This is a genomic window from Amycolatopsis sp. CA-126428 (assembly GCF_002904335.1).
In the GTDB taxonomy this organism is placed as follows: Bacteria; Actinomycetota; Actinomycetes; order Mycobacteriales; family Pseudonocardiaceae; genus Amycolatopsis.
On sequence record NZ_PPHF01000069.1, the window covers coordinates 34886 to 60265 of the forward strand.

Here is a 25380-nt window from a genome sequence, read left to right on the forward strand (position 1 = left end):
TCCCGAAAGGTGAGTGGTGGGCTTGCGCGCCCATGGTTTGTCCCTGCACGTCTTCGTTCCGGTCGAGGTGAACGCCTGATGACCGTCACGATCGAACCCACCGGTTCCGCCCCCGAGGTCACCCTCGCCGACCGCGCCCTGTTCTGGTCGGGCCTCGGCGCCGGTGAGCGCACCCTCCTCGACGTCCTCGCCGCCACCGCCGAGCGGCACCCGAACGCCGCCGCGATCGACGACGGCACCACCACCCTGACCTACCGGCGGCTCCTCGAGGAGATCGACGTCTACGGGCGTCGCCTCCGGAGCTACGGCGTCGGCCTCGGCGATCGCGTCGGCATCCGGATCTCCTCCGGCACCGCCGAGCTGTACATCGCCATTCTCGCCACCCTGTCCGTCGGCGCGGCCTACGTGCCGGTCGACGCCGACGACCCGGACGAGCGCGCCGAGCTGGTCTTCGAAGAGGCCCAGGTCGCGGCGGTCGCCACCGACGGCGCCATCAACGTGCACAGCACGCCCGGTGGCCGCGAAGGCACCCCCGGCCCGGCCGACGACGCGTGGATCATCTTCACCTCCGGCTCCACCGGCAAGCCCAAGGGCGTCGCGGTCACCCACGCGAGTGCCGCGGCGTTCGTCGACGCCGAGGCCGAGCTGTTCCTCACCGACGAGCCGATCGGTCCCGGCGATCGTGTCCTGGCCGGGCTGAGCGTCGCCTTCGACGCCTCCTGCGAAGAGATGTGGCTGGCCTGGCGGCACGGCGCCTGCCTGGTCCCGGCGCCCCGCGCGCTGGTCCGCACCGGCGTCGACCTCGGCCCGTGGCTGGTCGCGCAGCAGATCACCGTCGTGTCCACCGTGCCGACGCTGGCCGCGCTGTGGCCCGCCGACGCGCTCGAAGACGTCCGCCTGCTCATCTTCGGCGGCGAGGCGTGCCCGCCGGAGCTGGCCGAGCGCGTCGCCGTCGAAGGCCGCGAAGTCTGGAACACCTACGGCCCGACCGAGGCCACCGTCGTCGCCTGCGCCGCGCAGCTGACCGGCGAGGGCCCGGTCCGCATCGGCCTGCCGCTGGCCGGCTGGCAGCTCGCCGTGGTCAACGACGAGGGCGAGCCGGTCGCCATGGGCGAGACCGGCGAGCTCGTCATCGGCGGCGTCGGCCTGGCCCGCTACCTCGACGCGGCCAAGGACGCCGAGAAGTTCGCGCCGCTGCCGTCGCTGGGCTGGCAGCGCGCCTACCGCTCGGGCGACATGGTCCGCGCCGAAGAAGACGGCCTGCTGTTCCTCGGCCGGCTCGACGAGCAGGTCAAGCTCGGCGGCCGCCGCATCGAGCTGGGCGAGGTCGACGCCGCGCTGCAGGCCCTCCCGGGTGTGCAGGGCGCGGCCGCCGCGATCCGCCGCACGAAGGCGGGCAACCAGGTCCTCGTCGGTTATGTCGTTCCGGGTACCGAGCCTTTCGACCATGACCAGGCCGCGACGCGCCTGCGCGAGCACCTGCCCGCCGCGCTCGTCCCGCTGCTCGCCGTCGTCGAGGACCTGCCGACCCGCACCTCCGGCAAGGTCGACCGCAACGCGCTCCCGTGGCCGCTGTCCACAGTGGAGGCTTCCGGGCTGACCCCGACCGAGACGTGGCTCGCCGAAGGCTGGGCCGAGATCCTCGGCGTCTCGGTCGACAGCCCGAAGGCGGACTTCTTCACCCACGGCGGCGGCAGCCTGACCGCCGCCCAGGTGGTCGCCCGCATTCGCACCCGGCACCCGCAGGTGTCGGTGGCCGACATCTACGCCCACCCGAAGCTGGGCACGCTGGCCGCGATGCTGGACGCGCTGAGCGGCCAGGCCACCGAACGCCGGGACATCGCGCCGACGAAGCGGCGTGCCGGGGTGGTCCAGACGCTGCTGATGGTCCCGCTGATGGGGCTCGTCGGCCTGCGCTGGGCGACGCTCGCCGCCGCGCTGTCGAACGTCCTGTCGCTGCTCGGGTTCGCCTGGGCGCCGACGCTGAGCTGGGCGTGGATCGGCCTGGCCTGGGTGGTGCTGTTCAGCCCGGCGGGCCGGATCGCCATCGCCGCGGGCGGCGCACGCGTGCTGCTCTCGGGTGTGCGCCCGGGCACCTACCCGCGCGGCGGCAGTGTCCACTTGCGACTCTGGACGGCCGAGAAGCTCGCCGGGTTCTCCGGCGCGGACAGCGTCGCGGGCGCGTCCTGGATGACGACGTACGCGAAGGCGCTCGGCGCGCGGATCGGCAAGGACGTCGACCTGCACTCGCCGCCGCCGGTCACCGGCTTCCTCAAGCTGGGCCGCGGTGCCGCGATCGAGCCCGAGGTCGACCTGACCGGCCACTGGGTCGACGGCGACGTCGTGCACATCGGCAAGGTCCGCGTGGGCGCCGAAGCCCGTGTCGGCGCGCGCAGCACGCTGTTCCCGGGTGTCCGCGTCGGCAAGGGCGCGGAGATCGCGGCCGGGTCGACCGTTCGCGGCGCCGTCCCGGCCGGGCAGCGCTGGGCCGGTTCGCCCGCCGCCCGCGTGGCCAAGGACGAGCGCGACGCGCTGAAGTGGCCGTCGAGCCGCCCGCCGCGGTCGCACTTCTGGGCCACCGTCTACGGCGTGACTTCGCTGGCTCTGGGCTTCCTGCCCGGCGTGGCCGCGCTGGCCGGGGTCGCCGTGCTCGGCTACGCGATCGCCGGCGCGCCGACGCTGCTGGACGCGTTCACCCGCGCGCTGGTCTTCGTGCCGGTGGCGACCGCCGCGTACTTCCTGGCGTACATGCTGCTCGTGCTCGTCGGCGTCCGGTCGCTGAGCATCGGCATGGTCGAGGGCTACCACCCGGTGCACGGCCGCGTCGCGTGGCAGGTCTGGGCGACCGAACGGCTGATGAGCATGGCTCGCGAAGGCCTGTTCCCGTTGTACGCCAGCCTGTTCACGCCGGTGTGGCTGCGGCTGCTCGGCGCGAAGGTCGGCCGCAACGTCGAGGCGTCGACCGTATTGGCCCTGCCGAAGATGACCAAGGTCGACAGCGGCGCGTTCCTGGCCGACGACACCATGGTCGCCACCTACGAGCTCAACCACGGCTGGCTGCACGTCGCCCCGGCGCGGATCGGCAAGCAGGCCTTCCTCGGCAACTCGGGGATGACCGCGCCCGGCCGCTCGGTGCCGAAGCGCGGGCTCGTGGGTGTGCTGTCCTCGACGCCGCTGAAGGCGAAGAAGGGCTCGTCGTACCTCGGGATGCCGCCGCTGCCGGTCCGCCGCGCGATCGGCGACGCCGACACGAGCCGCACCTACACCCCGGCGCTGCACCTCAAGGCGGCGCGGGCGCTGGTCGAGCTGTGCCGGATCGTCCCGGTCATGTGCGGCGTCGCGCTGACCGTCGTGGTCGCCTTCGGCCTGCTGTGGACGGCGACGGCGTTCGGTTTCGGCGTCGCCGCGCTGCTGGCCGGGCCCGCCCTGCTGGCCGCCGGGATCGTCGCGGCGCTGACCGCGACCGTCATGAAGTGGCTGCTGGTCGGCAAGTTCCGCGAGGTCGACCACCCCTTGTGGAGCTCTTTCGTCTGGCGCAACGAGCTGGCCGACACCTTCGTCGAGGCGCTCGCGGTGCCGTGGCTGATCGGCTCGATCGGCGGCACGCCGCTGCTGAGCGCCTGGCTGCGCACGATGGGCGTCAAGATCGGCCGGGGTGTCTGGCTCGAGACGTACTGGCTGCCCGAGGCCGACCTCGTCGAGCTCGGCGACGGCGCGACGATCAACCGCGGCTGCGTCGTGCAGACGCACCTGTTCCACGACCGGATCATGAGCATGTCCCGGGTGACCCTCGGCGAAGGCGCGACGCTCGGCCCGCACGGCATCGTGCTGCCGGGCGCGGGCATCGGCGCCCGGACGACGGTCGGCCCGGGCTCGCTGGTGACCCGCGGCGACGAGGTGCCGGCCGACACCCGCTGGCTGGGCAACCCGATCTCCGCGTGGCCGGGCAAGTAGAAAGTCACGAAGTACCCACCAGGCTCGCCGGACTCACCCGTCCGTGCGAGCCTGGTTTCAGTACGGCTCGAGGAAAGGTTCGGCACGGGTGATTTCGAAGGCTCCTGCTCCCGCACCCGGCGCGGACACCTCCGGCGACCCCTACCTGCCCGCCCACGGCAACGGCGGCTACCGGACCCGGCACTACGACCTGAACCTCGACTACAAGGTCGCGCCCAACCGGCTGTCGGCGTCGGCGGTGATCACCGCGGAGGCGACGCAGGCGCTGTCCCGCGTCAGCCTCGACTTCGGCGAGTTCCGGATCAACCGCGTGCTGGTCGACGGCAAGCCCGCGAAGTACCTCAAGCGCGCCGCGAAGCTGCACGTCAAGCCGGCGAAGTCGATCCCGGCGGGTGCCCTGTTCACCGTCGAGGTCCACTACGTCGGCAACCCGCGCCCGGTCGGGAGCCGCTGGGGTGACGTCGGCTGGGACGAGCTGACCGACGGCGCGCTGGTGGCGAGCCAGCCGGTCGGCGCGCCGTCGTGGTTCCCGTGCAACGACCACCCGTCGGACAAGGCGGCCTACCGGGTGAGCGTGACGACGGCGTCGCCGTACCTGGTCGCGGTCACCGGCACACTGGTCGAGCGCACGACGTCGGCCAGCACGACGAAGTGGGTCTACGAGCGACGCGAGCCGACGGCGACGTACCTGATGAGCGTGCAGATCGGCCGCTACGACGAGGTCGAGCTGACCGGCCGCGGCTGGTTCCCGCACACGGGCGTGGGGCTGCGCCGGCTGAGCCTCGGCATCGGGCGCGCGACCGGCCAGGTCGAGTCGATCTTCGAAACGGTGCCGCAGCGCGCGGCCGTACCGCCGCGCCTGCGCCGCCTGTTCGACCGCGACTTCGGGCGGCAGGGCCGGATGATGGAGTTCCTGCAGCGGCTGTTCGGCCCGTACCCGTTCGCCGAGTACGTCATCGTGGTGACCGACGACGCCCTCGACGACCCGATCGAGGCCCAGGGCATGGCGATCTTCGGCGCCAACCACGTCGACGGCCGCCGCACCCACGAGCGGCTCGTGCTGCACGAGCTGGCTCACCAGTGGTTCGGCAACAGCCTGACGGTGGCCGACTGGCGCCACATCTGGCTGAACGAGGGCTTCGCGACGTACGCCGAGTGGCTGTGGTCGGAGGAGTCGGGCGGCGCTTCGGCTGCGGTGCTGGCGCGTGACTGGTACGCACGCATCAAGGCCAGGCCCGCGGACGTGCGGATCGCCGACCCGGGCGTGTCCCGGATGTTCGACGAGCGCGTCTACAAGCGCGGCGGCCTGACGCTGCACGCGCTGCGGGCGGAGATCGGGGACCCGGCGTTCTTCGCGTTGCTGAAGTCGTGGGCCGAGGAGCACCGGCACGGGCTGGTCACGACCGAGCTGTTCGTGTCCGCGGCGGAGGCGCACGCGGGGCGGTCGCTGAGCGCGTTCTTCACCCGGTGGCTTTACACCCCGGCGTTGCCCCCACTTCCCTGACCCGTCGCCGGTCGTGAGTGGTAAGGAGGGTTCTAACCCTCCTTACCACTCACGACCAGCCGCGGCAGGGCTGCTGGCGATAGGTCGGATGTCTCTGCCGCTTTCCGGGTGAACTCCTCTGGCCTTTTGGGCACCCCTCTGCAAGTATGACCGGACGCCGCCGCGTGATCTCGCCGAAACGTAGTATGAATTCGGAGGATGCTTCATGGACGCAGTGTCCCGGCGGACGGTGCTTCGCTCTGCCTCGGTCCTCGCCGGGGCGGCGGCCTTCGGGGGCTTGTGGGCTCGGGCGGCCCCGCCCGCGCTCGCCGGCGGCGGCGGAGGCGGCGGCGGAGGCGGTGGGAACCCGCACCGGGACGTCGCCGAAGACGCCCGGATGATCTGGCGGCGGCTGCCGAAGAACTGGCAGGAAGGCCCGTTCCTCGCCAACGGTTACCTCGGCGCGCAGGTCTACGCCGGCAAGACCCCGCAAGAGCTCAAGGTCATGTTCAGCCACACCCAGGTGCAGGACCAGCGGATCCAGTGGGAAGCCGGGATCGGGCTCTCGCGGCTGCCCATCGGCTTCCTCACGCTCACCCTGGCCGGCGCGATCACCGCCGTCGACTGGACCCTCGACCTCTACAACGCCGAGCTCGGCGGCACCATCACGACCACCCAGGGCTCGGTCGCCTTCTCCGCCGTCGTGCACAACGACCTCGGTGTGCTGCTCGTCTCGCTGACGCCGAGCGCGGGGGAAGCGAAAGCCGCCTGGGCGTTCCAGCCGCTGGAATCCGCGACCACCCGGACCGTCCGCAAGCCGCCCGAGTACGTCGCCAACCCGGCGCCCGAGACCGGGGACGGCTACTGCGCGCAGCCCCTGCTCGCCGGCGGCGGGTACACCACCGCGTGGCAGGAGCGCGCGATCGGCACGAGACGGCTGCTCGCCGCCGCCGTCGCCTACAGCTTCCCGGCCACCACCCACACTGCCGACGCGAAAGCGGCCGTCCGGAAAGCGCTTGCCGCGCCGCCGGACGCGCTGCTCGCCCGGCACCGCCGCTGGTGGAACGACTACCACCGGCGCAGCTTCGTTTCGGTGCCGGACAAGCAGGTGCAGCGGTTCTACTGGATCCAGCTGTACAAGATCGCGGCCGCCACCCGCGCGGACGGGCCGGTCGTCTCCGAATGGGGGCCGTGGTTCCCCGAGGTCGGCAACAGCTGGACCGCGGTCTGGTGGAACCTCAACGTCCAGGTCACCTACCCGATCGTCAACAGCAGCAACCACCCCGAACTCGACGCCGTCACCGAGACCTTCCGGCGCGACCACGCGAACCTCGAGGTGTCCGTCCCGCCCGCGTACCGCGACGGCGACACGTTCGCCCTCTCGCACCCGGGCGACTGGCGGCTGCGCCCCGGCGGCACGCGCTCGGTCGGCGTCCCCGGGACGACGTCCAAGACCGACCAGACCGGGAACCTGCTGTGGGGCCTGCACAACGTGTGGCTGTCCTACCGGCACCACCTGGACAAGCGCGTGCTGCGCGATGTCCTGTACCCGACGCTGGCGAAGGCGCTGAACTTCTACCGCCACTTCCTGTTCACCGGCCCGGACGGGTTGCTGCACCTGCCGCTGACCCGGTCGCCGGAGTACGCCGACGCGCCCGACTGCACCTACGACCTGTCGCTGATCCGGTGGGCGGCCCGCACGCTCGTCGAGTCCGCCCGCATCCTGTGCCTCGACGAGCCGCGCGTGCCGAGCTGGCGCGAAATCGGCGCGAAACTCGTGCCCTACCACGAGGATCCCGCGAACGGCGTACTGATCGGCGACGGTGTCCCCCTCGCCGCCTCGCACCGGCACTTCTCGCACCTGCTCTGGCTGTACCCGCTGCGGGAGAAGGTCTGGGACGCACCCGGCGACCGCGACCTCATGACGCGCACCTTCGCCCACTGGGCCGCCGACCAGACGGCGTGGCACGGCTACAGCTACGCGGCGGCGTCGTCGATGAACTCGGTGATGGACGCGCCCGAGGAAGCGTTGCGGTACTTGAAGTTCTTCCTCGACCGGAACGTCGTGGCCGACACCGAGCTGACCGCGAACACGATGTACCGCGAAGGGTCCAACTTCGCCATCGAGAGCCCGATCACCGCCGCCCAGTCCGTGGTGGACATGCTGATGCAGGGATCCGGCGGGGTGCTCAAGGTCTTCCCGTCGGTCTCGGCGACCTGGCGCGACGCCTCGATCGCCGGGCTGCGCGCGGAGGGCGCGTTCCTCGTGGACGCCTCCCGTCGCCACGGCAAGACCGAGTTCGTCCGCGTGCACAGCGAAGCCGGTGAGCCGCTGGTTCTCCAGCACGGCGTCGCCGGGGACGTCGACGTCCGCGACGAGCACGGCCGCCGGCTGCCGTGGCGGGCGGCCGGCCCCGGCCGGATCGCGATCGGGCTGCGCCGCGGCGGCACCGCCGTCGTCACCCCGCGGGGCGGACGGCCGGACTTCACGCCACGGGACGTCCCCGCGCTCGGCCCCGCGCCGGCGTGGGGCCTGCCGAACTGAACCCCGCTTTCGACAAGGAGGTCGGAATGGACATCACCCGCAGGACCGTGCTCGGCGGAGCGCTCGCCGGGCTGGCCGTCGCCGGCATGACCCCCGCGTTCGCGGAAGCGGCCGCGGCCGCGGCACCCGGAAGCGACGACTTCGGCTGGGCCGGGTTCCTGGGCGCCGCGGACCTGTACTGGCGGCGGCTGCCGAAGACCTGGTACGAGGGCCCGTTCCTGGGCAACGGGTTCCTCGGTTCCGGCATCTACGCCGAACCCGGGCAGAACGCGCTCCGGTTCAACGTCCAGCACAGCCAGGTCCAGGACCACCGCCCGGAGTTCGGCTCGCTGTTCGGCCTGGCCCGGCTGCCGATCGGGTACTTCACGCTCGAGCCGGTCGGGGCGATCACCGCGATCGACTGGCGGATGGACCTGTGGAACGCCGAGCTGACCGGCACGATCACGACCGCGGCGGGCAGCCTGAGCCTGCGCGCGATCGTCCACACCGGACAGTCGCTGCTCGCCGTCGAAATCCGCCCGTCCGAGGGCGAACGCGGGTTCAAGTGGGTGTTCCACCCGGCGGTCGCGGTCAGCCCGCGGGCCGACCCGGTGTGGAACAAGCCGCCGCCGGCGGGGTACACCGCGAACCCGCCGGTGCAGCTGTCGGCGAGCGGTGACACGCGGCTGGCCGTCCAGCCGCTGCTGGCCGGTGGCGAGCACGTGACGGCGTGGCGTGAAGTCACCCGCGGCGGCGCCCGCACCTTGTACACGTCGGTGGCGTGGTCGCACCCCGAGAAGACGTCGGTGACGCGGGCACTGGGCACGGTCCGCCGGGCGCCGGAGTTCGGTGCGCTCACCCAGGACCACCGGCGCTGGTGGCACGACTACTACCGGCGGAGCTTCCTGTCCATTCCGGACACCCGGCTGCAGGGCTTCTACTGGATCCAGCTGTACAAGGTGGCTTCGGCGGCCCGGCGCGAGGCGCCGGTGATGGCGACGTCGGGGCCGTGGCTGGAGAACACGCCGTGGCCGGCGACGTGGTGGAACCTCAACGTCCAGCTCGAATACTGGCTCATCCAGGGCTCGAACCACCTCGAGCTGGACGCGGTCAGCTACGCTTTGGACAAGTACCGCGCCAACCTCACCAGCCAGGTGGCGCAGCCGTACCAGGCCGATTCGGCGGGGATCCCGCGCACGACCGACATGACGCTGCTCAACGGCCTTTCGAACGCCACCAGCGGGTTCCCGGTCGGGATCCCGGGGCAGGACACGCCGACGCCGGAGGTCGGCAACCTGACCTGGGCGCTGCACAACGTGTGGCTGTCCTACCGGCACACGATGGACCGGAGGCTCCTGCACGGCACGCTGTTCCCGTTGCTGCGCAAGGCGATCAACTACTACCTGCACTTCCTCGCGCCCGGTCCGGACGGGAAGCTGCACCTGCCGCCGACGTTCTCGCCCGAGTACGGCGTCAACGCCCCGGACTGCAACTACGACCTCTCGCTGATCCGCTGGGGCTGCAAGACGCTGCTCCAGACGGCACCCGGCGATCAGCTCGCCCCGAAGTGGCGGAACGTCCTGGCGACCCTGGTGGACTACCCGGCCGACGCCAACGGCTACATGATCGGCGCCGGGGTGCCGTTCGCGAAGTCGCACCGGCACTACTCGCACCTGCTGCAGATCTACCCGCTCTACGACGTCACCTGGGAGCAGCCGGAGCACCGGGCGATCATCGAGACGTCGCTGAACCACTGGGTCGGCTTCGAAGGGGCGCTGCAGGGCTACACGTTCACCGGGGCCGCGTCGATCTCGGCGCAGATGCTGCGCGGCGACCAGGCCGCGTTCTACCTCGGCGAGCTGCAGCGGCGGTACATCCAGCCGAACACGATGTACAAGGAGTCCGGGCCGGTCATCGAGACGCCGCTTTCGGCGGCGAAGTCCCTGCAGGACATGCTGGTCCAGAGCTGGGGCGGGGTGGTCCGGCTGTTCCCGGCGGTGCCCGCGGCCTGGGGCGACGTCGCGCTGCGGGACTTCCGCACCGAGGGCGCGTTCCTGCTCAGCGCGTCCCGCACCGGCGGGAAGACGCGCTGGCTGAAGGTGCACAGCGAGGCCGGGGCGCCGTGCGTGCTGCGGCCGGGTATCGACGGCGAACTCGCGGTGACGGACGCGCGGGGCCGGGCCCGGCGCTGGCGGCGGCTGGCCACCGGGGACGTCCAGGTCGAACTCGGCTGCGGTGAGGACGCGTTCGTCTACCGGAAGGGGGATCGGCCCGACTTCGGCGTCCGGCCGGTCGCGCCCGGTGGGGCGAGTGCGCCGTGGGGTCTGCCGTGATCGGCGTTTTCGCCCGGAGCGGCGGCCCGCACGGCAGAATGGTGCTCTCCGACGACGGGAGCGTGGATGAGCGAGCCGGACGGCAGACCCGGGCAGGGCCGGCCGCCGTACCAGTACCCGCAGTGGCGGCCACCGGTGCCGCCGAAGCGGACGTCCCCGGCCGCCGTGGTGCTGATCGCCGGGTCGGCCGGGGTCGTCGTCCTGATGGTGCTGGCCTTCCTGGCCTGGGGGTATCCCGGGTTCCTGCGTGAGCTGGACGGGCAGGCGGAGGTCGCGCCGGGGCACCGGCCCGCCCCGCCGGCGACGGTCGTGACTCCGCCGCCGTCGGGGCCGAGCACCCCGGTGACATTGCCGGGTGGCCGGGCCACGATGCCGAAGCGGGCGAAGCCGCTGGCCGACCCGGTGACGTGCGCGTTCACCCCCGACTCGACCTCACCGGCGCCGAAGAAGGCCACGCTGCCGCCCGACGGGCCGGCGCCGTCGACCGGGACGGTCGAGGTGCGGCTGGCGACGACCGCGGGCGACCTCGGGCTCACCCTGGACCGCGCGCTGGCGCCGTGCACCGTGGTGAACTTCCTGAGCCTGGCGAAGCAGGGCTTCTACGACGGCACGTCGTGCCACCGGCTGTCGGTGACGCCGGGATTTCGGATGCTCCAGTGCGGTGACCCGGTCGGCGACGGCACCGGCGGCCCGGGCTACACGATCCGCGACGAGCTGTTCCCCGAGCTGACCTACGGCCGCGGCGTCGTCGCGATGGCGAAGACGTCCGCCCCGGACTCCGGCGGTTGCCAGTTCTTCCTGGTCTTCGGCGAGATCGGCATCCCGCCCGAGTACACGGTGTTCGGCAGCATCGACGACCCCGGCCTGGCCACCCTGGACCGGGTCGCCCGCGGCGGCATCGACCAGTCCAAGCCGGGCATCGGCGACGGCAGCGGCCCCCCGAAGACCCCCGTCACCCTCACCGGGGTCACCACCCCGTGATGGAACAGCCGACACGCGTGATTGAGAGGTCGACACGCGTGATTGAAGGGTCGACACGAGCTGCCGCGGCCGGCTCGCCGTGTCGTCGCCCCAATCACGCGAGTTGACCATGCAATCACGCGAGTCGACTCCTCAATCACGGGCGAGGAGGGTGCGCAGGGCGGTGAGGAGGGCCTTGGCCGGCGTGGGGGACTGCGTGGGGTGGCGGTAGGCGACGTAGCCGTCGGGGCGGATCAGGAGGCAGCCGTCCTCGTCGATGCCGCTGAGGCGGGACCAGTCGCCGTAGGCGTCGCGGACGCCCGGGTCGCCGATGCGGACCGTCCGCAGGTCCAGGCCCAGCTCGGCGCCCACTTTGGCCGCCGCGTCGTGCCACAGCGTGCCGGTGAGGCCGGTGAGGACCGTCCAGCGGCCGCCGCCGACGAGGTCCAAAGTGGACACGCGACGCCCGTGCGGCCCGACCAGCCACGCGTGCGGCAGCTTCGCCCCCGGCTCGGTGCTCGGCCGGTGGAACAGCTCGGGATCCCGGTCGGGACCAGGAGCGGGGACGCCGTCGGGCAGCACGGCCCCGGACACGTACCGCTGGTCCAGCTCGACGCCGTGGGCGTTGAACTCGTAGTGCTTGAGCTCGATCGCCTGCTCCAGCTCACGCCGTTTCCGCGCCCCCTCGGCCGTGGGCGCGAGGCAGGTCTCGAGCCCGGCCGTGATGCCGTCGGCGTCCGTGTCGCCGGAGATGCCGAGCGCGGCGAAGATCGGCCCGAACTGGTCGCGGCTGAGGTTCGCCCGGTCGACGATCTGCTTGCCCACCGGCGCTCGTTCGGCGGTGTAGCTGTCCAGCAGCCCCTCGCCCGCCTCTCCGCGCAGCACCATCGCGAGCTTCCACGCCAGGTTGTACGAGTCCTGGACGGACGTGTTCGAGCCCAGCCCGTTGGACGGCGGGTGCCGGTGCACGGCGTCCCCGGCGCAGAACACCCGGCCGCTGCGGTACTCGGTCGCGTAGTTGTGGTTGACCGTCCACAGGGACGTCGAGGTGATTTCGACGTCCAGCGCAGGGTCGCCGACCAGGTCGCGCACCAGCCGCGTCGCTTCCTCGGCGTCGACTTCGGGCGGCGGCTGGGCGATGTCGTAGCCCCAGGTCAGCAGCCATTCGTTCCACGGCCGCACCATCCGGACCAGGCCCATTCCGATCCCGCCGAGGTGCGCGCCCGGCCGCATCACCCAGTACAGGACGCTCGGCCGGTGCGCCACGTACCGCGCGAGGTCGGCGGTGAAGGTGATGTTCATGCTGCCCGCCTTGCCGGTCTGCCCGGCGATGGGTAGCCCGGCCTGCTCGGCGACGCGGCTGCGGGCGCCGTCGGCACCGATGAGGTACTTGGCGCGCAACGTGAACTCGTCGCCGCGCACCCGGTCGCGGAACCGCGCGGTGACCCCGGAATCGTCCTGGGCGAAGGACAGGAACTCGGTGTCCAGCCGCAGTTTCGCGCCGCGCGCGGCGGCCTCGCTCACCAGGATCGGCTCCAGGTAGGTCTGCGGCAGGTCGATCATGTGACACGGGCTGGCGGCGGCGTATTCGGCCGCCGACCGGTCGCCGGTGCCCCAGCTGGCGATCCGGCCGATCTCCGGCCCGGTCAGCGACGTGCAGAGCACGGTGTCGCCCATCAGCTCGGGCGGTGTCCCGGCGGCCAGGGCCTTGTCCTCGACACCGAGGTCGCGCAGCACCTCCATGGTCCGCTGGTTGGTGATGTGGGCGCGCGGGGTGTTGGCGGTCCAGCCGTACTTGGTGGCCAGCACCGTGGGCACGCCGTAGGTGGTCAGCAGCAGCGCCGCGGCGCCACCGGCCGGGCCGCTGCCGACCACGATGACGTCGGTGTCGTAGCTCATTCGCTGCTCCCTGAGATGCGGAAGGTGAAGTCGAGCCGGCCTTCGGAGAAGTCGACGATCAAGCCGTCCTTGACGCCGAACACGGTGTCCGAGTCGAGGTATTCGCCGCCGGCGACGAACAGCTGCGTGATCAACGTGCGGTAGCCGGGTTTGGCGATCATGAAGTGCACGTGCGGCGCCCGGTAGGGGTGCCGCCCGACGGCGTCGAGCATTTGCCCGACGGGGCCGTCTGCGGGGATGGGGTACGCGCTCGGCACGATCGTCCGGAAGCGGAGCCGTCCTTGGGCGTCGGTCCGGAAGCGGGCGCGCAGCACCGGACCGTCCACCTCGGGCAGCTGGACGTCATAGAAACCGTCCTCATTGGACTGCCAGACGTCGACGATCGCGTCCGCGACCGGCGTGTCCGCGGTGTCGACCACGCGGATGTCCGCCGACAGCGGCGTGCCGGGCAGACCCTCCGCGAGGTCGGCGCCCTGCGGGGTCTCCGGCGGGCCGTCGACGTAGAACGGCCCGAGGACGGCGGACGGCGTCGTGTCCGGCGTCCGCGAGTTGGTCAGGACGTCGACCACGCTCGACACGCCGAGGGTGTCCGACAGCAGGATGAACTCCTGCCGCGTGTCGGTGGTGATGTGCCCGGCGCGGGTCAGGAAGCCGATCGCGTACTCCCACTCGTCCTGGGTGAGGCCGGTGCGGATCGCGTAGCCGTGCAAGGTCTCGACGAGGTCGGTCAGGAGCAGGCGGACCCGGTCCGGCGCCCCGGCGAAGCTGTCGACCACCTGTTTCGTGAGTGCATCGAGGCTCGGCGGCAGCGCGGGGCGGACGCCGTGCAACGCGGCGCGCAGCAGGTCCGCTTCCGGCTCGCCCTCGATGTCCGCTTCGGTGAGGCCCAGCTCGGCCAGCGAATGCGGGATCGGGAGCGACGCGGCCAGTTCGAACACCTCCGCGGCGTCGTCGAGGCCCTGGTGCGCCATGACGTGGGGGAGGAGGACGGCGTGGGTCTCGGCGTGCGGCAGCCCGAACTTGCCGCCGAGGTGGTGGCAGAGCCGGTGGTGCGGGCCCATCGACACGGCGTCGAGGCACGTCCCGGCGAGCCACGCCCCGCGCAGCGCGTCGGTCCGGGCGTCCACATCGGACGGATCGGCGGCGATCCGCGGCAGGGCGTTCATGAGCAGCTTCGCCGCCTCCGCGGCGAGCAGGTCGGTCATCGGGTTGGCGTCCGGGGCGTAACGCGCTTCGACGGCGTGGGCGAGCGCGTTGAGCCCGCTCGCCGCCGACACGGGGACCGGCAACGAGAGGGTGAGCTCTACGTCGTAGAGGACGGTTTCCGGCCGGACCGCCGGGGTCCGCCGGGTGGTCTTGCGGCCGTCGGCGGTCTCGCCGAGGACGGACGTCAGCTCGGAACCCGCGTACGTCGTCGGGACGATCAGCTGCGGCAGGCCGGTCCGCAGCGCGATGGCCTTGGCCAGGCCGGTCGCCGAGCCGCCGCCGATCGCGACGACGCCGTCGACGTCGTTCTCCGCGGCGACCTTGAGCGCGCGTTCGGTGACGTCGACCGGGGTGTGCGTGGTGGCGTCTTCGAAGCGCGCGGCCAGCCGGGGGCCGAGCGCCGCCGCGGCCCGGTCGCCGTGGCGCGGGCGGCCGATCAGCAGGACCCGGCCGAGCCCGAGGCGGTCCGCCTCCGTGCCGAGCGTGTCGAGCGAGCCGAAGACCACCCGGACGGGGTTCGCGGCGTAGCTGAACGAGGTCATGCGAGGCAGTATTCAAGCCGCAAAGGGCCCCGGTCCTGCACGTTCGTGCTGCGCGACGGCACGAAACGCGCGTTGTTCAGCGTCAGCGGGAACGGCGCAGCGCGGCCGGTGTGGTGCCGAGCTGGGCGCGCAGCACCCGCGTGAGGTGCTCCTGGTGGGAAAACCCGCAGCGGAGGGCGATCTCGGCGATCGGGTCGTCGCCCGTGCGCAGCAGCAGCCCGGCCTGTTCGACGCGCAGCCGCAGCAGGTAGCGGTGCGGCGGCAGGCCGGTGCGGGCCTTGAACCGGCGGGAGAACCGGCTGACGCTCAGCCCGGTGTGCGCGGCCAGGTCGGCCAGCGGCACCGGCTCGGCCAGCCGTTCGGCCATCAGGTCGCGGACCCGCGCGAACTGGCGGTCGGAGAGGCCGCGGGCCGGCTCGGGCTCGGGGACCGGCCCCGCGCGGTGCCGGCGCACGAGCTGCGCGGCGACGAGGGCGCCGAGCTGGTCGGCGTAGGTGCGGGCGCCCGGCTCCCAGTCGCGGACGACGCCGTCGAGGCCGAGCACGAGCTGTTCGAGCAGCGGATCGTGGCTGCCGAGCTCCTCGGCGAGCCGCACCGGCGCGTGCTCCCCGGCGGCGTCCTGCACGGCGTCGTCGGCGAGGTAGACGTGCACGGTGTCGAGCGCTCCGCCGAGTTCGACGGACAGCTCGGCGTGCGACGGCTGCAGGAAGAGCCCGCCGGCGGGCATCCGCCGGCTCTGTTCGCGCGCGGTCCCGACCCCGCGGCGGACGGTGACCGGGCCGTCGACGTGCAGGATCAGCTGGTGGCTGCGGGCGGCCCCGAACTCGGCGCGGTAGGGACGTTCCCGCTGGCGGGAGACGTAGACCCGGTCCCAGCCGAGGCCGGCGCTGGTCCGGTCGGGGCGGACCCAGGGCAGCGCGAGGATGCCGTTGGTGTCGGCCAGCCCGAGTTCGCCCACGCTGCCTCCTCGACGTCGAGGCTGAGCGCGATGGTACCCGCCCTGAGCTGGGCGGCCGGAGAGCCAGACACCGGTTGCCGTTCACCTTCGCGCACCCGGCCGCCGTGGTACCGCCGGCCCGGTGGCTGTGGCTGCCCGGCCTGCCCGGCGCCGAATGCCGCGCCGAGCACCCCCGCCGCGGGGGCGCCCCCCGTTTTCCACGCTACCGGAGGGCACCGACAATTCCGGGCGCCCGAAGTGGCCCCCGCTGGTCGAAGGCATGGTCGCCATCCGCCGCGAACAGCGCATCCGGGACATCGCCGGCTCCGCCTGAAAGGGGCGGCTCGCGTACCCGAGAGGTCGACCGGCGTACCGGGGGAGTCGGCTTGCGTACCCGAGAGGTCGACCGGCGTACCGGGGGAGTCGGCTCGCGTACCGGAAGGGTCGGCTCAGGAAGGGTCGGCTCAGGAAGGGGCGGCTCATGAAGGGGCGGCTCAGGAAGGAGCGGCTCAGGAACCGCCCGCCGAGGTGCCCGAACCGACTCTCCACGTACGCCAACCGACCCTCCAGGCACGCGAACCGGCCGTCTCGGTCACCCCGGGACCCGCTGCCCCGCACCGGCCGGGCAGTGGTGGCGGCTGGGCTCGGCTCGGGGCTGGTGGTGGGAGCGCTGCTCGGGCTGACGGACCCGGTGAGCAGGGTCAGCGGCTACGACTGGGTCCGGTGCTTGCTGATCGGCGCGGTCCGCGGCGGCCTGGTCGCGGCGGCCGGTTACGTCGTCGCGTGGCCGCTGATCGGCCCGCGGGTCCGGTCAGAGGTCCAGCACGAGCCGCGGTGACAGCGAGCGGGACACGCACGGGTACATCCGGCCCGGCGCGGCGCCGATGTCGTCGCGGTGCTCGGGTTCCCCCTCGAGCACCGTGATCTCGCAGCTGCCGCAGACCCCTTCCCGGCACGCGGACGCCACCGGCCGTCCGGCGTGGTTCAGCGCGTCGAGCAGCGACTCGTCCGCCGGGACCCGGATCGTGCCCCCGGACCGGGCGCACCCCACCTCGAACGCGGTGTCCGGCCCGAACGTCCGCCGGGTGGGCTCGAACCGCTCGGTGTGCACCCCGGGGAACACCGCCTCGGCCGCGTCCACCATCGACGCCGGGCCGCAGCAGTACACCTCCGCGGCCGGGAACTCTTCGGCCAGGGCGGGGAAATCGGGGCGCGCGAGCCGCACGCGGTCTCCGTAAAGCGACGAGAGTTCCGCGGCGAACGGCCGGGACCGGCCCGCGTACACGAGCGTCACCGCGGCACCGGACGCGACGGCGGACCGCAGCATCGGCACGATCGGCGTGATCCCGATCCCGCCCGCCACGAACAGGTACTCCGCCGCCGGGACCAGCGGGAAGTGGTTGCGGGGCAACGAAACCGACAGTGTCCGGCCCGGCCGCAGGAACAGGTGGACGTACTCGGAGCCACCGCGGCTCAGCGGGTCGTGGCGGACCGCGATGCGGTAGGCCGACAGGTCACCGGGGTCGCCGCACAGCGAGTACTGGCGGGTCAGCCAGTTCGGCAGCTCCAGGTCGATGTGCGCCCCCGGCTCCCACGGGGCCAAGGGACCTTCGTCGCCGCGCAGGACCAGCGTGACGACGTCGTCGGTGACGTGCTCGACGCGGTCCAGGATCGTCTTCTGCATGTCGGGCACGTCAGTACAGCTTCCGGTAGCCGTCTTCGAGGAGCTGCTCGAACAGCACCGGGTCGACGTTCATCTTCTCGGCGGCCATCTCGGCGGCCGACGGCAGCTCCGCGGCCAGCGCCTGGCTCGCCGGGTCCCACATGCGCGACCGGATCAGCGCGCGCCCGCAGTGGAAGTACACCTCGGCGACGTCGACGACGATCGCCAGCGTCGGCGCCTTCGCCTCGGTGCGCATCCGGGCGAGCACGTCCGGGTCGTCGGTGACGTACGCGCTTCCGTTGACCCGCAGGGTTTCCCGCATGCCGGGGACGAAGAACAGCAGGCCGACGCCGTCGTTCTCGGCGATGTTGCGGAAGGAGTCGGCGATCTTGTTGCCGACCCGGTCGGGCAGCGCGACCGTGCGCTCGTCGAGGACCTTGACGAAGCCGGGGTAGTCGCCGCGGGGCGAGCAGTCGGCGCGGCCCGCGGCGTCGGCGGTGGCCAGCGTCAGGAACGGCGAGTGCGCGATGAAGCGGCGGGCGTGCTCGTCGATGCGGTCGCCGATCTTGGCCTTGATCATCGCCTCCGGCTCGCCCAGCTGGGCCCGCACGTCGGCCGGGGAGACACGATGCAGCATATTTGTGCTGGTCATGACACAATTATGAGCAAACATTCAGATCTTGACTACTCGCTTTCCCGGAGGCTTCGGTGACGCCGGACCAGCGCCGCATCCAGCCACGTAAACAGCCGCGTCAGGTGCGCGCCGAGCTGACCCGGCAGCGGATCCTGACCGCGGCTGCTCACGTTTTCGCCGATCACGGCTACCCGGCCGGCACCACCAACCGCATCGCCGAGCGCGCCGGCATCTCGATCGGCTCGCTGTACCAGTACTTCCCGAACAAGGACGCGATCCTCGCCGAGCTGCTGACCCGGCACCTCGACGACGGCACGGCGGCCCTGGCGAAGCTCCTGGCCGGCCCGCTGCCCGGCCCGATCGAGGAGGTCTTCCGCGTCTTCGTCCGGCTGGCGGTCGAAGCCCACCTCGACGACCCCCACCTGCTGCGGATGCTGCGGGAGCAGGCCCCGCGGTCGGACGAGCTGATCGCGCGGCTCGACGGGATGAAGCGGACCATGGTCGACCACACCCGCGTCCTCCTGGAGGGCCATCCCGAGGTCCGCGTCGCCGACACCGCCACCGCGGCCCGCCTGATCTTCGCGACGGTCGAGCTGGCCGTCCACGACTTGCTGGCCGAGCCCGACCCGATCGACGCCCGGCGGCTCGAGGACGAGATGGTCGCGATGCTGACGCGGTACGTCAAGGGGTGAACTGGTAGGCGCCGGCGTCGATCCGGGTGCCGACGGTGTTGCCGTCGACGTCGATGCCGGCGTACTTCCTGACGCCGAGCCCGATGGCCGGGCTGCCGCTCTTGAGGACGAGGTTCGTCGCGGAGGTGAACTTCGGGTCGGCGACCTTGTCCGTGGCGCCCGGGGTGAACTGCCGCTGGCCGCCGGAGAAGACGTTGTGGTCGGTCGCGGTCCAGCCGGGGTCGGCGTACCCGATCTTCATCGCGGCCTGGATGACGTTCTGGGTCAGCTCGAGCGTCTGGTCGGTGCAGCCGCCGTAGCAGACGAACCCTTCGGATTCGGCGTTGCCGAGCCGGACGGAGTTGTTGCGGAAGACGGTGCCGGTCACCGGGCCGTTGCCGTCCTGGGCGCCGCGCGTCACGATGCCGCCGCGGGTCTTGGCGCCGAAGACCGCGTTGTACTCGTAGACGTTGTTGCGCGACACGCCGTCCGGGTCCTCGGCGTCGGTGCCGAGCTCGGTGAAGGACTCGTTGTCTTCGGAAAGGTTGTGGTGGATGACGTTGTCCGAACCGTAGAAGACCTCGACCGCGGCCCCGTCGAGCCCGCCGAAGTCCTCGCTCACGGCGATCGACCCGCTGATCCGGTTCCAGCCGATGTCGGAGCCGTTGCCCTGCACCAGGATCGCGAACGCGCCGGAGTCGTCGTTGCCGCCCGGTGTCACGACGGTCATGTGGTTGTTGTCGACGAGGTCGTTCTGGGTGACTTCGGTCCCGTCGGCGCTCGGCGCGATGTAGACGCCGGCGCCGGCGCCGGTGATGTAGTTCGAGAGGACCTTGTCGTGGTCCCCGCCGACCTCGACGCCGGCCCAGGAGCAGCGCCCGGCATCGGCCGCGACGCCGATCTGCAGGTCCCGCACGGTGAGGTGGTCGCCGGGCAGGTTGACGCAGGCTTCCTTGTTGCCCTGGACGATCGGGCGGGCGCCGTCACCATAGGCGCCGATGGTCACGGGCGCGGAGTCCGAACCGTGGCCGAAGACGCTGAGCCCGCCGGTCCAGGTCCGGCCGCGGCGGAGCAGCACGGTTTCGCCGGGTTTCAGTTCCGTCGCGGCGACCTTGGCGAGCGACTTCCACGGCGCGGCCGCGGTCCCGGCCGCGTTGTCGTTGCCGAGGGTTTGATCGACGTAGTAGGTGTTCGGCGCGGCGGCGGCCCCGGTGGCGGTGACTGTGCCGGTCACGAGGGTGGCGAACACGCCGAGTGAGAGCAGTTTCCACTGGTTCGACATGGCGTGCGACGGTAAGCCGGGCCGGTACACGCGACGTACAAGGCCGGACTCCGCCTCACTTCACCGCTTGTCTCCCGGGCGTGAGCGGCCGGGAACCCGGTGCGCCGTGCACCAGGGCGAAAGCCGGATCACCGGTCCTTCGCCACGAGAGCCGCCTGCGTGCGGCTGGTCACCCCGAGCTTGGCCAGCACGTTGCCGACGTGCGCCTTCACCGTCCGCTCGGCCAGCCGGAGCCGGGCCGCTATGTCGCGATTGGACAGTCCTTCGCCCAGCAGCTCCAGCACGTCCCGCTCCCGCGGCGTCAGCACACCGCCGCCGCTCAGGGCGGCTGCCGCCGCCGGGCTCAGGGCCGTCACGCCCTGGTGGGCCGCCCGGACGGCGGCCGCGAGCTCGTCGCCCGACGCCTCCTTCAACACGAACCCGGCCGCGCCCGCACTGAGGGCTTCGCGGATCTCCCGGGGGCGGCCGACCGTCGTCAGCATCAGCACGCGTGGCGCCGAGGGGCCGAGCCGGCGGAGGACTTCGAGGCCGTCCATCCCGGGCAGGTACAGATCGAGGAGCACGACGTCGGCTTCGACAGCCGAAGCGAGCAGTTCCGGGCCGCTCGCGTACTGCGCGACGACGTCGAGGTCCGGCTGCGCGCCCAGGATCAGCGCGATGCCCTCGCGCACCAGCGCGTGGTCGTCGACGACCTGAACCCGGATCACGCCCGCACTCTACTGTCGGCGCATGCGCCAGTCTTTCGTCACGACGACGGCCGTCGCCGCGGTGTTCTTCGCCAGCGGGGCGTGGACGCCGCAGCAGGGGTGGCTCGCCGCCGGGCTCAGTGCGGCGCAGCTCGTCCCGCTGCTGTGGTCGCGCCGCGCCCCGGCCGTCGTGCTCGTCGTGGTGACCCTCGCGACGGCCGGGCACCTGCTGCTCGACCAGCCGCGCAACACGATGTACGTGCCGGTGCTGCTGGCCCTCCACAGCACGCCGCAGCGGTGGCTCGCGGCGGCCTCGGCGCTGGTCGTCGGCGCCGCCGTGTTCCCGGCGAAAGGCCCCCTCGACGGCACGGTCCTCGCGATCACGATCGCCGCGGTGGCCTGGCTGCTCGGCGCCGAACGCCGCCGCGCGCTCGCCGACCGGGCCGAGCGCGCGGCCCGGCGGCTGCACGACACGCTCGCCCAGACCACGGCCGTCATGCTGGTGCAGGCCGAGACGCTGCGGGCGGTCGGCGACCTGACCGACGCCGACCGCGAACGCCTCGACACCCTCCTGGCCGCCGGCCGGGGCGCGCTGACCCTCGTCCGCCGCACGCTGGACGACCTGCGTGCGGACGCCGAACGCGCCCCGGACCTCGCCGAGGTGCTGGCCCGGCTCCGCACCGCGGGACTGGTCCTCGACCGCGACCCGGTGCTGCCCGCGCTGCCGCGCCCGGTGCGGGAGCTGGCCGAGCGGTTCGTCGCGGAAACGGCGGTGAACGCCTTGCGCCACAACGGTCCCGGCGTCCGGCTGCGGCTCGACGTCGAAGCGGGCGAGCGGCTGACGATCACCGCGCGGAACACGCTCAAGGGCACTTCGCACGAAGGCGACGGCTACGGGCTGGCCGGGCTCGCGGAGCAGGCCGCGGCGGCCGGGGGAGCGCTGACCCGCGGCCCGCGGGACGGCGAGTGGGTGGTCAGCGTCGAGCTGCCAGCAGCTGCGTCACGGTCACGAACCGGTAGCCGCGCTGCTTGAGCCCGTCGAGGATCGGCCCGATCGCTCGCCGGGTTTGCTCGCGGGAGCCGTACATCGCGTGCAGCAGCACGATCGAGCCCGGCCGGACCTGGCCGAGGACAGCGCTTTCGACGGTGGCCGCGTCCGGGGTGCCGTCGGAATCCGGCGCGACGTCCCAGGTGATCGTCGTGCGGTGGTGTTCGGCCAGGTAGTGCGGGAGGACGAAGAGCTTCTTGCCGTTCGGTGGCCGGAAGAGGATTTCGCCGTGGTACCCGGCCGCGCGGATGAGGGCGTCGGTGGCTTCGACCTCGTCGGCGACCCACGACGGCGTCACGCCGATCATCCGGTCGTGGCTGAAGCTGTGGTTGCCGATTTCGTGCCCGGCGGCGGCGATGTCGCGGGCGAGGTCCGGGTGCGCGGCCATCTCCCGGCCGATGAGGAAGAAGGTCGCGGGCACCTGACGGCTGTGCAGCGTGTCCAGGATCGCGTGCGTGCCCGCGGGATCGGGCCCGTCGTCGAAGGTGAGGGCGACGAGCTTTTCGGTGGTGTCGACGCGGTCCACCAAGGTGCCGAAGAACTGGAAGGTCCGCGACTTCGACACCTCGAACAGCACGACCGCACCGGTGAGCACGACGACCAGCACGCTCGCCACGACGATCGCCCACTTCCGGGCCCGGCGGGATTTCAAGATCATGCCGCCACCCTGGCGGCGGTGCCGGGACGCGGGAAGCCGCAAAGGTACTAGTACCCGTCAGCATATGTTGACGCCCTCGATCGAGTCAGCATATGCTGACGACGTGAGCCTGATGACCGATTTCGAGCACACCGTGCGCAGCTCCGACCCGGACATCGCGTTGCGGGCCGTCGCGCGGTTGCGGCGCTTGGCCGAGCAGCTGGAGACCGAGCAGGTGGCGGCGGCCCGGCGAGCCGGCTGGTCGTGGCAGGACATCGCGGACCGGCTCGGCGTCACCAAGCAGACCGTGCACCGCAAGCACCGTGGCCGGGAGGGCTGATGTTCCGAGGTGACGATCCGGCGGTCGGCCGGGTGTTCCGCCGCGCCGGTGAGCTGGCGCGGGAGTTCGGGCACGTCCGCGTCGGCAGCGAACACCTGCTGCTCGCCCTCACGGAAGGACCGCTGATCGGACTCGCGGGGATCGAGCGGGCGGTCCTGCGGGCGGCGCCGGACGGTGCCGGGGTGGCCGCGGACCGCGAGGCGCTGACGGTGCTGGGTATCGATCTGGGCCCGCTGCCGGCGGAACTGGCGGACCGGCCGCCGGTCAAGGAGCCTCTGTTGCCGCTTGGGGTCGCCCGGGTCCGGCGGTTGTGTGCCCGGGCGGAACCGCCGATCGGCTTGGATGTCCAGGCGGCCTACGCGGCTTCGCTGCGCCTCGCTCTCGCCCGGCGGGAACGTGAGCACCGGATCGAGCATGTCGCGCTGGTGCTGTTCGCGCTCGATTCTGGCGCCGACTGGGCGGTGCGCGCGGCTGGTGCCGACCGGCGGGAATTGCTTGTCCGGCTGGCCTCGGCCTACCCGCCGCCGCGGCGCAACCGGCTGCTGCGGGTCGAGCGCCGGCTGGGGCGGCAGGCTCGATGCCGTGACATCGTGCGTGGTTATCAGCGGACGACGGGCCGGGCGCCGGTTGCTCCGTCGGCGCTGGCCGCCCTGGTGCACTGAGGGCGCTCCACTCCGGCCTCTTGGTGGGGGGAATCGCGCGATCCGGCGTTAATAGGCGGTTCCGCCACCCCGAAGCCTGATTGTGACTACGGCCGGCGGCACGTTGTCAAGGCGGGAAAAGCGTGCCTTGACAACGTGCCGCCGGCCGTGTTCTGGCTTCGGATCGGGGTTGCGGGGGGTCTGGATGCCCCTTCGGGGCTGAGGCCTTCGGCCTCCTCCGCTCCGGTTGGTCAGAGGGGGTTGAAGACGCCCAGTGGTGCCGTGCAGAACGGGCCGCCGACGTACTCGGCTGCGGGGCCCGTCGGGGCCGGCTTCTCTGCCAGCTGGTCCGCGTACACCTCTGCGTCGTCCAGGGACTTGTAGCCCAGGGCCTCCGCCTCCGTCAGGGAGTAGATGCGGCGGGTGTTGTCCGAGACGCCCCAGATCAGCCGATAGCCCGGCGAAGGCGCCGAAAGGCACGCCTCGAACAGCCGGGCGCCGTCGTCGGGGGACAGCCAGGTCGTCAGGCCGCGGGGGCCCAGGGGCAACGGTGTCTCGAAGCACGAACCGATCCGGATCACGATCACGTCCATGCCGAAGCGGGAGTGGTACAGGCTTCCCAGTGCCTCGATCGCCGCCTTGCTGACGCCGTAGAACGTGTCCGGCCGCGGTGACGAGTCCGCCGGCAGGTCGGAATCGACCCGGCGGAAGCCCACCGCGTGGTTGCTCGACGCCAGGATCACCCGCTGGATGCCCGCGGCCCGCGCCGCCTCCAGGACCGTCTGCGTTCCGTTGATGTTGACGTCCAGGGTCGCTTCCCACGAGTTCTCGCGGCTGTGCCCGCCCAGGTGGATCAGCGCGTCGACGCCTTCGCACGCGGAAGCCATCGCCGCCGGGTCGGTCACCGACGCCGTCACCACTTCTTCGGAGGCGTCCGAAGCCGTCTGCGGGGCCAGGTCGAGCAGGCGCAGCACCCGGCCCGGGCGCCGCAGGCGGGGGCGCATCAGGGTGCCGACGACTCCCGCCGACCCGGTGATGAGCACGCGCTGGTCCGTCATGGGGTTCCTCTCACACAGAAGGGTTAACGGATGCCGGCCCGGCGCAGCTGCTGCCCGAGCTCGGCGGTGGTCTCGGCGAGCAGTTCGCCGACGCGGCGGGCGTCGTCGTCGGTCACCTGGGCGATCGGCATCGAGCAGCTGATCGCGTCGGTGCCCGGGATGCGGTAGGGGATCACCGCGGCGACGCACCGGACGCCCAGCGTGCCTTCCTCGACCTCGGCCGCGTACCCGCGCTCGCGGGTGGCGGCGAACTCGGCGTGCAGGCCTTCGAGCGTGGTGATCGTGTTCGGCGTCAGCGCGGTCAGCGTCGCCGGCATCAGCGCCTCGATCTCGTCGTGCGTCAGCTCGGCCAGCAGCGCCTTGCCCAGCGCGGTCGCGTGCGCGGGCAGCGTGCGCCCGACGCGGGAGACGAGGTGCGTCGACCGCTGCGACTCGCGCGTCTCCAGGTAGACGACCTCGGTGCCGTTGCGGCGCGCGAAGTGGGCGGTGAAGCCGGTCTTCTCCCGGATGCGCTCCAGCGCTTCGGTGGCGAACGGGACGACGGCGTCGCGGTCCAGGTACGCCGTGCCGCAGATCAGCGCCCGGACGCCGAGGCGGTAGCGGGCGGTGTTCGCGTCCGCCTCCAGCCAGCCGGCCTCCAGCAGCGTCCGCAGCAGGCCGTGCAGCGACGAGCGCGGGAAGCCCGTGCGCGCGTGCAGGTCCGACAAGGACAGCCAGACGTCGTTGGCCGCGAAGGTCTCGATGAGGTCGACGGCCCGCCGGGCGGACTTGACGCCCGAGCTCTCGGCGGGGGCGCCGTCGGCCGCTGCCGGGTTGTCCACCTTCTGCGGCATTTGTGCGCCTCCGTCCGGCCGTTGACTTGTGACCCCGGCCATATTAGCG

20 protein-coding genes are annotated in these 25380 nt (G+C 72.3%); 10 read left to right on the forward strand and 10 right to left on the reverse strand.

Translation table 11 applies throughout. The features are described 5' to 3' along the window. Positions 1 to 78 precede the first annotated feature (78 nt). The 5 genes from C2L58_RS17310 (at position 79) to C2L58_RS17330 (ending at position 11275) form a co-directional block, all read left to right on the forward strand. On the forward strand, positions 79 to 3954 hold the full coding sequence (locus C2L58_RS17310) for a Pls/PosA family non-ribosomal peptide synthetase (RefSeq protein WP_103338615.1): 3876 nt from the start codon (positions 79 to 81) through the stop codon (positions 3952 to 3954). Positions 3955 to 4042: 88 nt separating this feature from the next. Then, positions 4043 to 5458, forward strand: coding sequence for a M1 family metallopeptidase (locus C2L58_RS17315; RefSeq protein ID WP_103338616.1), 1416 nt, complete (start codon positions 4043 to 4045; stop codon positions 5456 to 5458). A gap of 205 nt (positions 5459 to 5663) precedes the next feature. Beyond that, positions 5664 to 7982 carry a glycosyl hydrolase family 95 catalytic domain-containing protein gene (locus C2L58_RS17320; RefSeq protein ID WP_103338617.1) on the forward strand — a complete coding sequence of 773 codons (2319 nt, stop codon included), beginning with the start codon at positions 5664 to 5666 and terminating at the stop codon, positions 7980 to 7982. A 26-nt stretch (positions 7983 to 8008) separates the two neighbouring features. Then, the gene (locus C2L58_RS17325; RefSeq protein WP_103338618.1) at positions 8009 to 10294 is read left to right on the forward strand and encodes a glycosyl hydrolase family 95 catalytic domain-containing protein; all 2286 of its coding nucleotides are present in this window, start codon (positions 8009 to 8011) and stop codon (positions 10292 to 10294) included. Positions 10295 to 10360: 66 nt separating this feature from the next. Further along, a complete protein-coding gene (locus C2L58_RS17330) occupies positions 10361 to 11275 on the forward strand; it encodes a peptidylprolyl isomerase (protein WP_103338619.1) in 915 nt (304 codons plus the stop codon). 132 nt (positions 11276 to 11407) lie between these two features. Here C2L58_RS17330 and C2L58_RS17335 read toward each other — a convergent pair whose 3' ends face one another. From C2L58_RS17335 to C2L58_RS17345, 3 genes are all read right to left on the reverse strand, one after another. Then, a complete protein-coding gene (locus C2L58_RS17335; protein WP_103338620.1) occupies positions 11408 to 13153 on the reverse strand; it encodes an FAD-dependent oxidoreductase in 1746 nt (581 codons plus the stop codon). Continuing rightward, complete coding sequence (locus tag C2L58_RS17340) at positions 13150 to 14901, reverse strand: maleylacetate reductase and hydroxyquinol 1,2-dioxygenase domain-containing protein (protein ID WP_103338621.1); 1752 nt, start codon at positions 14899 to 14901, stop codon at positions 13150 to 13152. The genes C2L58_RS17335 and C2L58_RS17340 overlap by 4 nt, the downstream gene beginning before the upstream one ends. An 82-nt stretch (positions 14902 to 14983) precedes the next feature. Further along, entirely contained in the window at positions 14984 to 15859 is an 876-nt protein-coding gene (locus C2L58_RS17345; protein ID WP_103338622.1) for a helix-turn-helix domain-containing protein, read from the reverse strand. Positions 15860 to 16469: 610 nt separating this feature from the next. Here C2L58_RS17345 and C2L58_RS17355 point away from each other — a divergent pair. Beyond that, positions 16470 to 16676, forward strand: a complete 207-nt coding sequence (locus C2L58_RS17355; RefSeq protein ID WP_233225772.1) for a hypothetical protein — start codon at positions 16470 to 16472, stop codon at positions 16674 to 16676. Here the strand turns inward: C2L58_RS17355 and C2L58_RS17360 are convergent. Together C2L58_RS17360 and C2L58_RS17365 are read right to left on the reverse strand one after the other, a co-directional pair. Continuing rightward, entirely contained in the window at positions 16650 to 17522 is an 873-nt protein-coding gene (locus C2L58_RS17360) for a PDR/VanB family oxidoreductase (protein WP_199191313.1), read from the reverse strand. The genes C2L58_RS17355 and C2L58_RS17360 overlap by 27 nt on opposite strands. A 10-nt stretch (positions 17523 to 17532) precedes the next feature. Further along, on the reverse strand, positions 17533 to 18153 hold the full coding sequence (locus C2L58_RS17365; protein WP_199191309.1) for an MSMEG_1061 family FMN-dependent PPOX-type flavoprotein: 621 nt from the start codon (positions 18151 to 18153) through the stop codon (positions 17533 to 17535). Positions 18154 to 18209: 56 nt separating this feature from the next. Between C2L58_RS17365 and C2L58_RS17370 the strand changes: the two genes are divergently transcribed. Next, positions 18210 to 18827, forward strand: coding sequence for a TetR/AcrR family transcriptional regulator (locus C2L58_RS17370; RefSeq protein WP_233225773.1), 618 nt, complete (start codon positions 18210 to 18212; stop codon positions 18825 to 18827). On the opposite strand, the gene C2L58_RS17375 is transcribed toward C2L58_RS17370, so the two are convergent. Both C2L58_RS17375 and C2L58_RS17380 read right to left on the reverse strand, forming a co-directional pair. Beyond that, on the reverse strand, positions 18817 to 20088 hold the full coding sequence (locus C2L58_RS17375) for a right-handed parallel beta-helix repeat-containing protein (protein ID WP_103338642.1): 1272 nt from the start codon (positions 20086 to 20088) through the stop codon (positions 18817 to 18819). The two genes, C2L58_RS17370 and C2L58_RS17375, sit on opposite strands and share 11 nt — an antisense overlap. Positions 20089 to 20216: 128 nt before the next feature. Next, entirely contained in the window at positions 20217 to 20795 is a 579-nt protein-coding gene (locus C2L58_RS17380; RefSeq protein ID WP_103338625.1) for a response regulator transcription factor, read from the reverse strand. Positions 20796 to 20817: 22 nt separating this feature from the next. Here C2L58_RS17380 and C2L58_RS17385 point away from each other — a divergent pair, with 22 nt between their 5' ends. Continuing rightward, positions 20818 to 21807: a histidine kinase gene (locus tag C2L58_RS17385; RefSeq protein WP_103338626.1), complete on the forward strand. Its 990-nt coding sequence runs from the start codon at positions 20818 to 20820 to the stop codon at positions 21805 to 21807. On the opposite strand, the gene C2L58_RS17390 is transcribed toward C2L58_RS17385, so the two are convergent. Next, on the reverse strand, positions 21749 to 22480 hold the full coding sequence (locus C2L58_RS17390) for a polysaccharide deacetylase family protein (RefSeq protein WP_233225774.1): 732 nt from the start codon (positions 22478 to 22480) through the stop codon (positions 21749 to 21751). The genes C2L58_RS17385 and C2L58_RS17390 overlap by 59 nt on opposite strands. 112 nt (positions 22481 to 22592) lie before the next feature. Here C2L58_RS17390 and C2L58_RS17395 point away from each other — a divergent pair, with 112 nt between their 5' ends. After that, positions 22593 to 22799, forward strand: a complete 207-nt coding sequence (locus C2L58_RS17395; protein ID WP_199191314.1) for a helix-turn-helix domain-containing protein — start codon at positions 22593 to 22595, stop codon at positions 22797 to 22799. Next, a complete protein-coding gene (locus C2L58_RS17400) occupies positions 22799 to 23461 on the forward strand; it encodes a Clp protease N-terminal domain-containing protein (protein ID WP_103338627.1) in 663 nt (220 codons plus the stop codon). Before C2L58_RS17395 ends, C2L58_RS17400 begins: the two co-directional genes overlap by 1 nt. 230 nt (positions 23462 to 23691) lie before the next feature. Here the strand turns inward: C2L58_RS17400 and C2L58_RS17405 are convergent, their stop codons facing one another. Both C2L58_RS17405 and C2L58_RS17410 read right to left on the reverse strand, forming a co-directional pair. Continuing rightward, positions 23692 to 24498, reverse strand: a complete 807-nt coding sequence (locus C2L58_RS17405) for an NAD-dependent epimerase/dehydratase family protein (protein ID WP_103338628.1) — start codon at positions 24496 to 24498, stop codon at positions 23692 to 23694. A gap of 23 nt (positions 24499 to 24521) precedes the next feature. Next, positions 24522 to 25331, reverse strand: coding sequence for an IclR family transcriptional regulator (locus C2L58_RS17410; protein WP_103338629.1), 810 nt, complete (start codon positions 25329 to 25331; stop codon positions 24522 to 24524). Between the last annotated feature and the right edge of the window lie 49 nt (positions 25332 to 25380).